Here is a 13,791-nt window from a genome sequence, read left to right as displayed (position 1 = left end):
GCGGGTGAACCTCTCTCAGCGCTCAATGAGCGGGTCGTGACCCAGGTCCAGCAGGGAGTGCCGCCAGTTGTCGTCGGCGTTGCCGCGCGACGGTTTGGCGTCCATCAGCTCGCGGATCCGCTCGACCGCCTCCCGCATCACCTCGATGTCCTCCGGGGTGAGGTCCACCTTGCGCTTGTTGAGCACCTTGAGGATCTCCCGGCCGGGCTGGGGCAGGTCGAGGTTCGGGTTCGGGCTGAACGACTCCTCCCCCGAACCCCGGGTCAGCAGCCAGGTCCGCAGCTGCTCCGACGGGACGTTGACCTCGGCGTGGAAGTCCTCCCAGAGCACTTCCACCTCGGGGTCGAGCCGCGCTTCGCGTACCATCAGGTCTCCTCTCCGGGCGGCGGCCCGGACGTCTCCGGGTCGTCCTGGTCGGTCTTCGGATGCAGGCCCTCCGCGGGCACCCGCGTCCGGCGGGGGTTCGCGGTGGGCGACGCCAGGATCGGGTCGGGATGGTCGTCCTCGTCCCGGGGTTTCGCGGACTCCGCGGGCTGGTGCGGGTCCTCGTGTTCGTCCCTTCGCGCCGGCCCGCTCATCGCGGGTGTGTGGTCGTGGCGGCGGTGTACCCCCGCTCGCCCGCTGTCACGTCGAAGGTGAGCGCCCCGTCGCGGACGTCCACAGTGACCTTCTGCCCCGGCGAGATCGCCGACTCCAGCAGCATCCGGGACAGGTGGTTGTCCACCTCCCGCTGGATCACCCGGCGCAGCGGGCGGGCGCCGAACTCCGGCTGGTAGCCGTGCTCGGCGAGCCAGTCGATGCCGGCGGTGGTGAACTCCACCTGGAGGTCCTGGGCGTGCATCCGGCGGCGGGTCTCCTCCAGCAGCAGCGCGGTGATGTCGCGCAGCTGCTCGGCCTCGAGCCGGCGGAAGATGATGACCTCGTCGATGCGGTTGAGGAACTCCGGGCGGAAGTTCTCCTGCAGGCGGCGCATGAGGCGCTCGCGCAACTCGTTGCTCTCCTGCTCGCTGCCCACGTCCCCGGTGCCGAAGCCGACCGAGCGCTGGGCGCCGGTTATCAGTTCGGAGCCGAGGTTGCTCGTCATGATCAGGACGGTGTTCTTGAAGTTCACAGTGCGACCCTGACTGTCGGTGAGCCGCCCGTCGTCGAGCACCTGGAGCAGGATGTTGAAGACGTCCGGGTGGGCCTTCTCGATCTCGTCGAGCAGCACCACCGCGTACGGGCGGCGACGCACCGCCTCGGTGAGCTGACCGGCCTCCTCGTAGCCGACGTATCCGGGCGGCGCGCCGACCAGCCGACTGACCGTGTGCCGCTCCTGGAACTCGCTCATGTCCACCCGGACCATCCGGTCCGCCTCGCCGAACAACGCCTCGGCCAGGGCCCTCGCCAACTCGGTCTTGCCGACACCGGTCGGGCCGAGGAACAGGAAGCTGCCCATCGGTCGCTCCGGGTCGGCCAGCCCGGCCCGGGAGCGGCGCACCGCCTCGGCGACCGCGGTGACCGCGTCGTCCTGACCGACCACCTTCTGGTGCAGGTGACCCTCCAGGCGCAGCAGCCGGTCGCGTTCCTCCTCGGTGAGCTGGCTGACCGGAATGCCGGTGGCCCGGGAGACCACCTCGGCGATCTCCTTGGGGCCCACCTCGGGCACCTGGGATCCGGACGAGCCGTCCTCGCCGTTGGCGCGTCGGATGTCCTCCTCCAGCTCGGAGATCCGGTCACGCAGCGCGGAGGCCCGCTCGTACTGCTCGTCGGTGACCGCCTGTTCCTTGTCCCGGCGTACCTCGTCGAGTTCCTGCTCCAGCTCGCGCACGTCGGACGCGGGGGTGCGGGTCCGCAGCCGCACCCGGGCGCCGGCCTGGTCGATGAGGTCGATCGCCTTGTCCGGCAGGAACCGGTCGGTGACGTACCGGTCGGACAGCTCGGCGGCCGAGACCAACGCCTCGTCGGTGAAGCGCACCTGGTGGTGGGCCTCGTACCGGTCGCGTAGCCCGCGCAGGATGGCGATGGTGTCGTCGACGCTGGGCTCGGGCACCAGCACCGGCTGGAACCGCCGGGCCAGGGCGGCGTCCTTCTCGATGCTCTTGCGGTACTCGTCCAGCGTCGTCGCGCCGATCACCCGCAGCTCGCCGCGGGCGAGGGCGGGTTTGAGCATGTTCGACGCGTCCATTCCGCCCTCGCTGCCGGCGCCACCGGCCCCGACCAGGGTGTGGATCTCGTCCATGAAGATGATCAGCTCGTCCCGGTGCGCCCGGATCTCGTCGATCACCTTCTTCAGCCGTTCCTCGAAGTCACCCCGGTAACGGGTGCCGGCGACCAGACCGGCCAGGTCGAGCTGGACGACCCGCTTGCCGAGCAGGGTCTGCGGTACGTCGCCGTCGCAGATCCGTTCGGCCAGCCCTTCGACGATGGCGGTCTTGCCGACGCCCGCCTCGCCGATCAGCACCGGGTTGTTCTTGGTCCGCCGGGACAGGATCTCCACGGCCTGCTCGATCTCGTCGGCCCGCCCGATCACCGGGTCGATCTGGTCGTTGCGGGCCAGGTCGGTGAGGTCCTGCCCGTACTGGTCCAGGGTGGGGGTGCCGCGGTCCGGCTTCGGCCCGGTCATCGGCCCTCGCTCGGCGTTGGCGGCCTGCAACGACTCGGGTTGGATCCGGCCGGCGGCCAGCATCCGCCCGGCCGGCGACTCCGGGTTGAGCGGCAGCGCCATCAGGATGTGCTCGGGGCCGATGTAGTTGGCGCCCATCGCGCGGGACAGCTGATGGGCGTCGAGCAGCGCCCGCTTGGCGGCGGGGGTCAACGAGAGGTTGGGCGGCACCTCCCCGCGTGGCGCGCCGTCGCCCTTTCCGCCGAGGGCGTTGAGCAGGGTGTCCGGGTCGGCCCCGGCCCGGCGTACCAGGTCACGCAGCGGTTCGCGTTGCAGCGCCGCCCAGAGCAGGTGGTCGGTGTCCAGGTCGCTGCTCTGCCGTTGCGCGGCCCGTCGGGCCGCGTCGGCCAGCATCTCCCGGGCGTCGGCCGTCATCAGTCGGGTGATGTCGACCCGGTGCGGCGGTCGGCGCCCTCCCTCGCCCCGGCCGAAGTACCTGGCCAGGAATTCGTCCCACGGGTCGGAGCCGATGTCACCGGGTCCCATCATGTCTGTCCTCCGCAGTAGGGCTCGGCACGGTCGGCAGGGGCTACCCGGCGCGCGCCCCGACAAACGCCGCAGGTGGCGGAGGACCGGCATTCCGGGAGTGGCGTCGGGCCAGGGCCGGGCGGTGGTGGCAGGCTGACCGGATGGATGAGACCCCGCTGCTGATCGTGGATGGCGCCAACGTGGTGGGCTCGCGCCCGAACGGGTGGTGGCGTGACCGTGCCGGGGCCGCTGCCCGGTTGCGCGACTCGCTCGCCCCGGTGGCGACCATCGGGTTGCCGGCCCGGCTGACCGCCCCGGTGGAGGTGGTCCTCGTGGTCGAGGGGGCCGCGCGGGGCGTGCCGGGCACCGAGGGCGTGCGGGTGGTCTCCGCCGCCGGCTCCGGCGACGACACGGTGGTCGAGCTGGTGGAGGGCGCGCCGCGGCGTCGGCGGCTGGTGGTCACTGCCGACCGGGAGTTGCGCGGCCGGGTGACGGCGCTGGGCGCCGAGGTGTACGGCCCGCGCTGGCTCCGCGAGAACCCGACCAGCAACTGAGAAATTCTCGCACTGGGACTCCCACAGATCGGACTCCCGGCACTTCCGAGGGCCTTCCGGACAGGCGGGCAGGAACACCGACAGGGCGGATGTTCTTTCGGAACCGGCGATAGGCTCTAATGGAGATCTCCCCGCCCCCAGGAGGTTCCGCCGTGGCGAGCGTCGCCGAGCTGAAGGCTGCCATCGATGTCGCCCTCCAACAGATCGGAGACGGGCAGACAGCCGTGCACGCGGCCGGCGAAAAACTCTCCGAGGCACAGCAGACCCTGGCCGGGGCGCTGGAGGGCAGCGGGCACGAGACGGTGGAGGCGGCCCAGGCGTCGCTGACCCAGGCCAGCCAGGAGCTGGAGGAGTGTCTCGCCGCGACACTTGTCGCGGTGGAGCAGGCGCAGCTCTACGTCTCCACTCTGTAGGCCGTCATGTCCATCATCGAGGATGTCGGCGGGCAGGTCCGTGCCGCCACCGAGGAGTTCCCAGTGGCGCTGCTCGGGCAGGCGCTGGAGAAGTTCGGCCTGGCCGCGGAGCGGCTGCGCTGGGTACGACAGGAGTCGGCCAACCCGATGGGGGTGCCCGAGCTCTCCGCCGCCACCGAGCACGCCGAGAGCGCCGGCTACGCGCTGCGGGTGGCCCAGGAACAGCTGTCGGCGTACCTGACCGCGATCGGGCTCGGCGCGGACGGCGCCCCGGCGCCCCGCCCTGAGCAGCAACGCGCTCCCCGACACGACACGCCACCGGTTTCCGGGCCCGCCGCGGTCGCGCCGGAGCCGGCCGAGCAGGTGCGAATGCGCCGCTGGTGGTCGGTGCGGGTGGCCGAGCTGACCGGCGGGCGCGAGGGCACCGACGACGAACCCGACGAGCGGGTCGCCGACTCCCAGGAGTTGCTGCGCCGAGTGGTGGGTGGTGTCCGCTCCGGCGACCGGGACCGGCTCCGCAAGGAGCTGCGCCGAGCCCCGGCCGACGTGGGGCTGGGCATGGCGGCGCTGGCGCCGCCGCTGCTGCGTGAGCTGGCCGGCGAGTTGCTCGGGCACCCACCTCGCGCCACCGATCTCGGGCGGCTGCGCGGCGAGTTGGACGGACGCGTGCGCGACCTGCTGCCCGGGTTGCCGCCGCCGGTGCTGGAGACGTTGCTGACCCGGGTGTGCCGGATGCCGCCGCCGCGCGCCTCGGGGGAACCACCGCACGCCGCCGACTCCGCGGTGACCGCCGGGGTGGCGACCGGGCTGCTGCTCGCCCGCCTCGGCCGGGACCTGCCAGCCGGCGGCGCGAAAGAACCGGCGGGTGCGGGGCAGCGAGGCGACGTCGGGCAGCCGGCGCGGGCCGGGCAACCGGCGGGCACGCAGCAGCCGGGCGGGACCGGGCGGTCGACGGGCGGAGTTCCCCGCGTCGGCGGTGCGGTGCAGCGCTCCGATGGTCTGCCGCAGCGCTCGGATGCGCCGCCGCCACGCCCCGCTGGGCCGCCCCCACGCTCGGGCAGCCCCTGGCGGCACGCGCCGACGCGTCGGGACTCCGATGGCTGACCGGCGCGGTCAGCTGGCCAGCCGGGTCCGGGACACCCTCGCCGAGGCGTTGGGCGCCAGCCGCACCCGACTGTCCGCCGCCCAGGCCGACCTGACCGCCGGACGGGAACGACTGGCCCGGGTCCAGCGGGCCGCGGCTGCCGTACCGGAGCGGGTGGGCGCCCAACGGGACCGCCGCATCGCCGAGATCGACGCCCGCTACTCCACCCGGATCGCGGAGCTGGCCCGGCGGGCCGCCGACGCGGCCCGGCAGGAGGCGCCCGGCTGCGCGGGGGCCGACTGGGCCGGGTGGACGCCGACGCCCGCCCGCCGGGCCGAGCCGCCCGGCGCGCTTCGGGTCGGCACGGTCCGGATCGACGGCGTCGACCCGGTGCCCGCGCTGGTGCCGTTGCTCGACGCCGGGCACGTGCACCTCTCCGGGGACGACCGCGCCGGCTGCGACGCGGTGGTGTCCGCGTTGCTGCTGCGGGCCGTCGGCCGTGCCGACCCCGGGGTGGTACGACTGGTCGGGTACGACCCGGACCAGCTCGGCGGCGGCCTGGCCGGGTTCGCCCCGTTGGGCACGGCGGGGCTGCTCACCTTCGTCGGCCCGGGCGGGCTGGGCCCGCTGCTCGACGACCTGGTGGAGCAGATCCGCCGAATCAACGAGACGGTCCTCGCCGGCGAGTACGCGTCGCTGCGCGAACTGGCTGCGGCGACCGGCCGACGGCCCGAACCGTGGCGGGTGGCGGTGCTGCTCGGCGGGGAGGAACTGAACCGGCACGAGCGCGGGCAACTGGACCGGGTGGTGCGGGCGGGCGCCGCCTGCGGCGTACACCTGGTGGTGCACGGTGTGCCGTTGCCGGAGGATCCGACGGTGACGCGGGTGGTAGCCGGCGTGTCCGGCGCGCGGATCGGCGGCTCGGCCGGGCTGCCGGTCCGGCTGGACCCACCGCCACCGGCGGCGCTGGTCACCGAGACCTGCCGGGACGTCGCCGCCCGGGTGAACGCGGGCCCGCCACCGACTCCCTTCACCGACCTGCTGCCCCCGCCCGAGCTGATGTGGCGGGAGGACTCCGCCGACGGGCTGACCGCGCCGATCGGTGAGGGCCCACAGGGCCGGCCGGTGCGGTTGACGCTCGGCGACTACCCACCGCACGCGCTGATCGGCGGGCCGTCCGGCACCGGCAAGACCAACCTGATCTTCGCGTGGATCGGCGCGTTGGCGGCCCGCTACTCCCCCGCCGAGTTGGAGTTCTACCTGCTGGACTTCAAGGAGGGGGTCTCCTTCGCGCGGTTCGCGCAGGGCCGGCGTGACCCGAGTTGGCTGCCGCACATGCGGCTGGTCGGCATCAACGTCAACACCGACCGGGAGTTCGGGCTGGCGCTGTTGCGCTTCCTCGCCGAGGAGTTGCGCCGACGCGCTGACGCGGCCAAGAAACACGAGGTGACCAAGCTGGCCGAGCTGCGGGCGGTCGACCCGACCGGTCACTGGCCACGCATCGTCGCCGTGGTGGACGAGTTCCAGATGTTGCTGGCCGGCCGGGACGTGGTCGCCCGGGAGGCGGCCGACCTGTTGGAGGACCTGGCCCGCCGCGGTCGGTCCCAGGGCATCCACCTGGTCCTGGCCTCGCAGGACGTGCGGGGCATCGAGGCGCTGTGGGGCCGCCCCGCGCTGGTCGCCCAGTTCGCCCTGCGCATCGCGTTGCCCAAGGCGCTGCGCATCCTCGCCGAGCGCAACGACGCGGCGCAGTCGCTGCCGCGCTGGCACGCGGTGGTCAACGCCGAGTCGGGCATGGTGGAGGGCAACGAGGTGGCCCGCATCCCGGCGGCCAGCGACTGGGAGACCTGGAGCGGGTTGCAGCACCGGCTGTGGCGGATGCGCGCCCCCGACGCGGCGCCGGCCCGGCTCTTCGACGGCGACGCGATCCCCCGGCTGGCGGACGCCCCGGACTTCCGGGCGCTCGCCGTACCGCCGGACGGGACCGCGCCGCGCAACCCGGTGGCGCTGCTCGGCGAGATCATCGACGTGCAGTCCCGCTCGGCGTCGCTGCGGCTGCCGCGCGCCCCGGGCCGCAACCTCGCGGTGCTCGGCACCCGCGTCGACGAGGCGTGCGCGGTGCTCGACGCGGCGGCCCGGTCGCTGGCCCGTCAGCACCCGCCGGGCACCGCCCGGTTCTCCATCGCCTGCCTCGACCCGGACGCCGACCCGATCGCCCGCGCCCTCTACGACGACCTGGCCGACGACGCCGCCTGGTACGACGAGGAGACCGTCGGGGAGCTGATGGCCGAGACGGCCGACGGGCTCAGCGGCCCGGGAAGTCCGCACTACCTGCTGCTGTTCGCCGTCGACGCGGCAGCGGGCGCGTTGGCCGCCCGCGCGGGCCGGCGGACCGGCCTGGAGCAGCTGCGCCGGATCATGCACGACGGGCCGGAACGACGCACGCACGTGCTGGCCTGGTGGCGGGGTGTCGCCCGGATGCGCGCCGATCTCGGTGGGCCGGCCGCCCGCACCGACCAGATCGGCGCCTGGGTGGCGCTGGACGCGCACGGCGGCGAGCTGGGCTCGTCGCTCTATCCGGGCACCGGCGGCCCGGACTGGTATCCCCGCCCCTGGCGGGGGCTCTTCTTCGACCGGGCGGTGCACCGCACCGGACAGGTGATCATCCCGTATGGACCGACACGATGAACGAACCGGTGGCCAGCGAGACGTACGCGGCGCAGCTACGGCGGCTGGCCGAGCTCAGCGCGCGGGTACGCGAGCAGCGCGCCGAGGCGCACACCTGGCACGAGCGGCAGTGCGTTGCCGCCGAGCGGGCCGTCGCCGAGGCTGCCGACCAGCTCCAGAGCGCCGAGGAGGAGCTGGTCGCTGCCCGTGAGCAGCAGGAACGGGTCGACGCCGAGGTGGCCCACCTGTGGCAGCAGGTCCGTTCGCGCCTCGGTGCCCGCCGTCTCGGTGGCCCGCCCGCCCCGGCGAACGGCGTCGGGGCCACCGACCCGGTGGTGCTGCTCGCCAAGGCCCGTGACCTGCTCGACCGGGCCGGTCAGCCGGGCGAGCTGCCGGGCTCGGTCAACCCGCTGCTGGCGCTCTGCGGGGTGGCCGGTGCCGTGCTGGCGTACGCGCTGGGGGCCGGCGCCCGCGCGCTCGGCATCGGGTACGGCGGAGACCTGGCTGTCGGGTTGCCGGTGCTGGCGCTGGTGGTGACCCTGCTCGGGCCGCTGGTCGGTCTGGTGCCGGCGCGGGTGCTGGCCGACCGCCGGCACGCGGTGCTCGGCCCCCGGCCGATCACAGTGGTCCTCGGTGCGGGGGTGGTCGCCACCGGGCTGCTGCTGGCCCTCGGCCGCTGACCCCGCGCGGCGCGGCCTCCGCCGGTCTGGCCCTCGCAGGGTCCTCCGCCGCGCGCAGCCCCGCCGCCGTTGCCCCGCGCTTCCGGCGGGATGATCGACTCGGCTTCCTGAGAACCGTGCTGTTCCGGCCTGGCGGACACCGCGACTTTCCGAGAACCGAGTCGATCACGGCCGACGAGTCCGTCCGGCCGGGACGGTCGATCATCGCCGACCGGCCGGTCAGGCCGGGACGAGTACCGCCTCGCGGAGCAGGCGGCGGGCCAGGGTGACCCGGTCGGCGTCGTCGGGCAGGCCGGGCAGGTCGCCGACCCGGGTGACCACTCCGCTGAGCAGCGCTCGGGCGGCCGGCTCGCAGTTCGCCGGAAGGGTGATGGTGCGGTCGAAGAGCCGCAGCGCCACGCTGTCCGACCCGTGCGGCACGAGCTGCCAACGCAGGCCCGGCCGCACTGTGAGCCGGGAGTCGGCGTCCAGTGTGGCCAACGCTTCGGCCTGGGCGAGCGGCCGGATCGGCGCCGGGCGGGCGGCCGGCCAGGCGCGCTGGCGCAACCGCGCGGCGACGGCGCTCGGGTCGGCGCGCAGCAGCCAGTCCCGCAACGCCTCCACGGTCTCGGTCAGCTCCGGCTCGATGTCGTCCGGGTCGGCGACGTCGGTGCCGAACGGCAGGCTGGCCCGCAGTCGCTGGTCCTCGGCGGACAGCGCCAGCAACTCCTCGACCAGGGCGTAGCGGGTGAGCGCGCGAATGCCCACGGTCAGGTGCAGCGAGCTGGCGTCCTGTGCCTGCGCGCTGTGCAGCCAACCCCGGGGCAGGTAGAGGGCGTCACCGGGGGCGAGCACCACGTCCAGCGCGGCCGGACCCTGCGCGGTGGCGCCGACCTCGTCGGCGCGTCCACCCCACGGCTGCTTCTCCAACGGGTCGGGCAGGACCGGCGGGTGGATCCGCCAGTGCTTGCGGCCATCGACCTGGAGCACGAACACGTCGTGGGTGTCGTAGTGGGTGGCGAAGCCCTGGCTGCCGGCCGGTGTCAGGTAAGCGTTGATCTGCAGCGGCTGGTTGAGCGCGAGGCCCAGGTCGCGGGCGAAGTCGATGAGCGGCGGCCAGATCCGGTGCAACCCCTGCAACACGAGGGTGGCCCCGGACGCGTACTGCTCCAGGACCCGCTCGTCGAGCACCTGGTCGCCGATCTCGGCGCCCGCGCCGCCGCCGCCGGTCCAGCGCGAAGCCGCGACCAGCTGGCCGTCCTTGGCGACGCGCAGGAACGGGGTACGCAGACCGCGCCGGCTCAGCAAGTCGTCGGCGTCGGCGGGGCTGAGCAGGTCGGTGAAGCCGGCCGGGTCGGGCAGTTCGGCGGCTCGGGACAGCAGCGGGGTGTGCCCCCAGTGCGCGGCGGCGAACTTGGCCGGTTCGACCGAGACACAGCGGGCCAGCGCCGCGGTGGCCTCGGCGGACGCAACCGCCGGGCGGCCGTGGTGGCCGCCCGGCGGGTCGAGGTAGGTCATGGCGAGCCGCTACCGGGCGCTGCCGTCAGCGCCACCGTCCTGCTGGCCCGGGGTGGCACCACCATCGGCGGGACCCTCCGCGCCGCCATCGGCGCCACCGTCGTGCTGACCGGGAGTGGCACCACCATCGGCGGGACCCTCCGCGCTGCCATCGGCGCCACCGTCGTGCTGACCCGGGGTGGCACCACCATCGGCGGGGCCTTCCGCGCCGCCATCGGCGCCACCGTCGTGCTGACCGGGCGTCGCGCCGCCGTCGGCCGGACCCTCCGCGCCGCCGCCGCCGGTGGTCTGCATGTCGTCATCGTTGAGTGCCATCGGTACTCCCTCGGGTGTGCCGCCCCGCCGTACGCCGGGGTCCGTCGTGTTGCGGGTGGTACCCCACGCGCGATCTTCTCTAACCCTCACCGTAGACGCCGAACCGGGGCGACACGGGCAGTTCGCGAGCGGCAGCGGAGAGTGCCAGGATGGGTGGGTGATCCTGGTGGACACGTCCGGCTGGCAGTACCGGGACTGGCGCGGGCGCTTCTATCCGCAGGGGCTGCCGCAGCGGCTCTGGTTGGAGCACTTCGCAGCCGGCTTCGCCACGGTCGAGGTCAGGAGAACGCGTCTATCCCACCCTCACCGGCCGCCGCAACGGACCCCTGACCCGCCGAGCGCATGGCCTGGCGGGCTTCACTCCGATGAGCGTGATGTCTGTGAGTCATGACGATGACTCACAGACATCACGCTCATCGGTGGAAGTGGTTCCAGCGCTCGTCCCTGGCTAGCCGTTGGGCTTGGCGGCCAACAGCCCGCCGGGCCGGGCACCCGGTGTCGCGGGTGCCCGCCGCGGACGACTGAGCCCGCCCGACAGCGGTCGGGCGGGCTCGCGGTGTGTCAGACCGTCACGGCATCATCGTGGCGAGGTCCTTGGGCATGGTGTCCTTCACGTCCTGCCACTCACCCTGGGTGACGTGGCGGCGCAGGGTGTCCAGCACCACCTGCGTCACCCGCTCCGCGCCACCCTCCGCGTCGTACGGGAAGCCCTGCCGAACCTCGTAGAGGAAGTCGTCACGGTTGAGCTTGATCGGCACGTCGGACGGCACCCAGCCATCGAAGTAGATGCCGCGTACCAGCACCGGCAACTGCTGGGCGAACTCCACGCTCTCGTTCACCGGCAGCCGGTCGCGCAGCAGGTGCAGCACCGTGCGCAGGGCCGCGTACGACTGGTTGCGCCGTTCCTTCGGCCAGCCGTACGCGTTCTCGATGTCCTTGAGAATGAGGTTCGTCTTGTCCAGCGAGGACTCGAACGCCGAGATCATCGAGTCAGCCATCGGTCGACCCCCGTTCCGTGGTGTCCCACCGTCGGTCGTCGGCGCGACGCGGCGGCCCCACCGGGCCACGGCGGGCCCGCACCGGGCTGCCCTGTGGTGCGCGCCGGGCGTTGTCGGCCGTGCCGACCACGTGCAGGACGGCACCACGCCGTCGATCCGTCACCACTCGAACCGTCATCCCCGTCACCTCCGTGTCGTCTCCGGCGTCGGCCGCCCGTGGACGGCCGTACCCACCGCGTCCACCCTGCCTGTGGGTGGGGTGAGTCGTCCCCACCCTGATCGGGTGAGGTCAGTCGACGTCGAGGAGAGCCGCGAGGGTCGTGGCGTTGGTCTGCGCGTAGTCGCGGTAGCAGTTGTTCATGAGCACGTGGGTCTGGCCTGCCTCGTCGGCCAGCTCGCGCAGCTTCGGCGCCCAGTCGGCCAACTCGCGCCTGGAGTAGTGGTAGCCGAACTTCTCGTGGATGTCCTTGCTGGTCCACTTGTCGCTGTGCCCGTGGAAGCGCATGACCGCGAGGTCCGCGGTGGCGGCCAGCACCGGGGGCAGCGACGAACGGTGGCCCTGCGGCATGTCCACGCAGACGTACGGCAGTTTGTGCTCGCGCAGAAAGGCCAGGGTCTCGTCGGCGTTGTCGCCGTCGAACCAGGAGGCGTGCCGGAACTCGTACACCGGGCGCAGCGGCGCGCAGCGCTTCGCCACCTCCAGCAGGTACTGCTTGTTGGCCCGCTTGATGGTGAACCAGGGTGGGAACTGGAACAGCAGCGCGCCCAGCTTGTCGGCCTCGACCAGTGGGTCCAGCGCGCTCAGGAAACGCGTCCACACCTCCTCGTACGACTGCGCGGGCAGGTCGTCGGGGTAGACGTTCTTCTTGTCCGTCTCCGGGCGCAGGTCCTTGTAGAGCGCGCTGACCCGGGTGGGGTGCCCGGTCAGCAGGCTGAACGCCTTGACGTTGAAGGTGAAGCCGGCCGGGGTGCGTTCGGCCCACAGCCGCGCGGTCGCCTCGGCGGGCGGCGAGTAGTAGGTGGCGTCCACTTCGACCAGCGGGAACTGCTTGGCGTAGTAGGCCAGCCGCTTCTCCGGGGTGTCGGCGGTCTGCGGATACCACCCCGAGTCCAGCAGTGTGCGGTCGGTCCAGGACGCGGTGCCCACGAGGATGTCACCCATGGCTGAAGTCCATCGCGTCCCGGACCGACCGGCAACCGCTGAGGTGGCTCAGGCCGCCCGCCGCTCGCGAGTCTGCTTGCACGTCACACAGGTGGTGGCGGACGGGAAAATCTCCAGCCGCTCCACCGGGATCGCCGCCGAGCAGCCCTCGCACCAGCCGTAGGTGCCCTCCTCGAGCCGGCCGAGGGCGTGCTCGTACTGGGCGCGGCGGTCGAGGATGGTGCGCAACAGGGACTGGGCGGTGTCCCGCTCGGCCGTCTTGGTGCCGCTGTCGGCCTGGTCGTCCCCGGCGGTGTCGCCGACCTCCACCAGCCGCAGCACCTGGCTCTGGAGCACCGCGTGGTCGTACTCCGCGGTCAGCTCGTCGTAGCGTGCCTGGAGCGACTGTCGGATCTGGTCGATCTCCGTCTGGGACCGGGCCGTACCGACCGTGTCGTGGACGAGCATCGCTGCCTGCCTTTCCTGGGCCTGTGGCACAAGGTGAACCGGGTGCCGGCGGCGCGGGGCCCCGGTCACGGTCGCGTTCGGTGCGCGGGCGATCACCCGTGCTCTGTGAGCCGGGCGAGTACCCGCCGGACCAGCCGGGCAAACCGACAAATTCTCGGTTGTTGTCAGTCGTTCTCGCCGGGCTCCACGAGCGCCGGTCGGCGGGGGTCGTCGGCGCGTACCACGACGTCGGCGAAGCTCGCCGGGACGACCTCCTCGGCGTACCGGTCGAAGGCCGGCAGCGCCCACTGCTGGGCCGCTTCGGTGCGTCGGCGAAGCGCCGCCGGGGACAACTCCAGGTGGACGGTCACGTCGAACGGCAGGCCGCCGCCGAGCAGCAGTGAGCCGCTGACCAGGACGACACCGCCGGGTGCCAGGTCGACGTAGCGGGCACGGCTGGCCCGGTCGGCGTCGGCGTCCCAGAGCGACGGGAGCAGCCGGCCGCTGCCGCCCGCAGCGGCCGGGTCGAGCACCTCCCGGCGCAGCCCGGCCTCGTCGACCCAGGCCTCGTAGAAGGAGTCCGGGTTGGTGCGCCCCAGCTCGAAGCGCAGCGACGCGGGGCGCAGGAAGTCGGTGGCGCGGACGTGCAGCACCGGGTGGCCCTGCGCGCGCAGCGGGTCGACCAGCGCCGCGGCCAGCTCGTCGGCGCCGGCGGCGGGGGCGCCGTCCACTGCCACCCGCAGCCGCGCGGGCCCGGCGGCGGCGCTCGCGGCGCGGGTCGCCGCGTCGGCCAGCCGGCCGGTCAGCTCGGTGACGAGCAGGTCGGGCGAGATGGGGCGGATGCGCACCGAACCATCCTGCCCCGCGCCGGCTACGCGGGTGT

15 protein-coding genes are annotated in these 13,791 nt (G+C 73.4%); 5 read left to right on the top strand and 10 right to left on the bottom strand.

The window, feature by feature from the left end; all coding sequences use genetic code 11:
* Positions 1-15 precede the first annotated feature (15 nt).
* Genes ABZU43_RS19495 through ABZU43_RS19485 form a run of 3 tightly spaced genes read right to left on the bottom strand, consistent with a single transcriptional unit; the run spans position 16 to position 3,133 of the window.
* A complete protein-coding gene (locus tag ABZU43_RS19495) occupies positions 16-366 on the bottom strand; it encodes a DUF3140 domain-containing protein (protein ID WP_210794129.1) in 351 nt (116 codons plus the stop codon).
* A complete protein-coding gene (locus ABZU43_RS19490; protein ID WP_355007898.1) occupies positions 366-578 on the bottom strand; it encodes a hypothetical protein in 213 nt (70 codons plus the stop codon). Before ABZU43_RS19490 ends, ABZU43_RS19495 begins: the two co-directional genes overlap by 1 nt.
* Positions 575-3,133 (bottom strand): ATP-dependent Clp protease ATP-binding subunit, encoded by a 2,559-nt coding sequence (locus tag ABZU43_RS19485; RefSeq protein ID WP_355007897.1) that lies wholly within the window; start codon positions 3,131-3,133, stop codon positions 575-577. The genes ABZU43_RS19490 and ABZU43_RS19485 overlap by 4 nt, the downstream gene beginning before the upstream one ends.
* A 140-nt stretch (positions 3,134-3,273) precedes the next feature.
* Here ABZU43_RS19485 and ABZU43_RS19480 point away from each other — a divergent pair, with 140 nt between their 5' ends.
* From ABZU43_RS19480 to ABZU43_RS19460, 5 genes are all read left to right on the top strand, one after another.
* A complete protein-coding gene (locus ABZU43_RS19480; RefSeq protein ID WP_355007896.1) occupies positions 3,274-3,666 on the top strand; it encodes a hypothetical protein in 393 nt (130 codons plus the stop codon).
* 152 nt (positions 3,667-3,818) lie between these two features.
* A complete protein-coding gene (locus ABZU43_RS19475; RefSeq protein ID WP_355007895.1) occupies positions 3,819-4,079 on the top strand; it encodes a hypothetical protein in 261 nt (86 codons plus the stop codon).
* A 6-nt stretch (positions 4,080-4,085) separates the two neighbouring features.
* Positions 4,086-5,183, top strand: coding sequence for a hypothetical protein (locus ABZU43_RS19470; protein WP_355007894.1), 1,098 nt, complete (start codon positions 4,086-4,088; stop codon positions 5,181-5,183).
* Positions 5,176-7,851: an FtsK/SpoIIIE domain-containing protein gene (locus tag ABZU43_RS19465; protein WP_355007893.1), complete on the top strand. Its 2,676-nt coding sequence runs from the start codon at positions 5,176-5,178 to the stop codon at positions 7,849-7,851. The genes ABZU43_RS19470 and ABZU43_RS19465 overlap by 8 nt, the downstream gene beginning before the upstream one ends.
* Positions 7,848-8,510: a hypothetical protein gene (locus tag ABZU43_RS19460; RefSeq protein ID WP_355007892.1), complete on the top strand. Its 663-nt coding sequence runs from the start codon at positions 7,848-7,850 to the stop codon at positions 8,508-8,510. Before ABZU43_RS19465 ends, ABZU43_RS19460 begins: the two co-directional genes overlap by 4 nt.
* 219 nt (positions 8,511-8,729) lie before the next feature.
* Here ABZU43_RS19460 and ABZU43_RS19455 read toward each other — a convergent pair whose 3' ends face one another.
* The 7 genes from ABZU43_RS19455 to ABZU43_RS19425 all read right to left on the bottom strand — a co-directional run bounded on the left by ABZU43_RS19455 (position 8,730) and on the right by ABZU43_RS19425 (position 13,756).
* Positions 8,730-10,007 carry a cupin domain-containing protein gene (locus ABZU43_RS19455; RefSeq protein ID WP_355007891.1) on the bottom strand — a complete coding sequence of 426 codons (1,278 nt, stop codon included), beginning with the start codon at positions 10,005-10,007 and terminating at the stop codon, positions 8,730-8,732.
* Positions 10,008-10,016: 9 nt separating this feature from the next.
* Positions 10,017-10,322 carry a hypothetical protein gene (locus tag ABZU43_RS19450; protein ID WP_091408405.1) on the bottom strand — a complete coding sequence of 102 codons (306 nt, stop codon included), beginning with the start codon at positions 10,320-10,322 and terminating at the stop codon, positions 10,017-10,019.
* A gap of 569 nt (positions 10,323-10,891) precedes the next feature.
* Positions 10,892-11,320, bottom strand: a complete 429-nt coding sequence (locus ABZU43_RS19445; protein ID WP_091408397.1) for a DUF2267 domain-containing protein — start codon at positions 11,318-11,320, stop codon at positions 10,892-10,894.
* A complete protein-coding gene (locus ABZU43_RS19440; RefSeq protein WP_112676583.1) occupies positions 11,313-11,498 on the bottom strand; it encodes a hypothetical protein in 186 nt (61 codons plus the stop codon). The genes ABZU43_RS19445 and ABZU43_RS19440 overlap by 8 nt, the downstream gene beginning before the upstream one ends.
* Positions 11,499-11,609: 111 nt before the next feature.
* Positions 11,610-12,482, bottom strand: a complete 873-nt coding sequence (locus ABZU43_RS19435) for a DUF72 domain-containing protein (RefSeq protein WP_355007890.1) — start codon at positions 12,480-12,482, stop codon at positions 11,610-11,612.
* A gap of 48 nt (positions 12,483-12,530) precedes the next feature.
* Positions 12,531-12,929 carry a TraR/DksA C4-type zinc finger protein gene (locus tag ABZU43_RS19430; RefSeq protein ID WP_355007889.1) on the bottom strand — a complete coding sequence of 133 codons (399 nt, stop codon included), beginning with the start codon at positions 12,927-12,929 and terminating at the stop codon, positions 12,531-12,533.
* Between the two features lie 164 nt (positions 12,930-13,093).
* Positions 13,094-13,756, bottom strand: a complete 663-nt coding sequence (locus ABZU43_RS19425) for a uridine kinase (protein WP_355007888.1) — start codon at positions 13,754-13,756, stop codon at positions 13,094-13,096.
* Positions 13,757-13,791: the final 35 nt, after the last annotated feature.

The sequence above is a fragment of the Micromonospora sp. NPDC005205 genome (assembly GCF_040608275.1).
Taxonomy (GTDB): Bacteria; Actinomycetota; Actinomycetes; order Mycobacteriales; family Micromonosporaceae; genus Micromonospora.
Note: the sequence above shows the minus strand (reverse complement) of the source record. Positions and strands in the feature narration are given on the sequence as shown.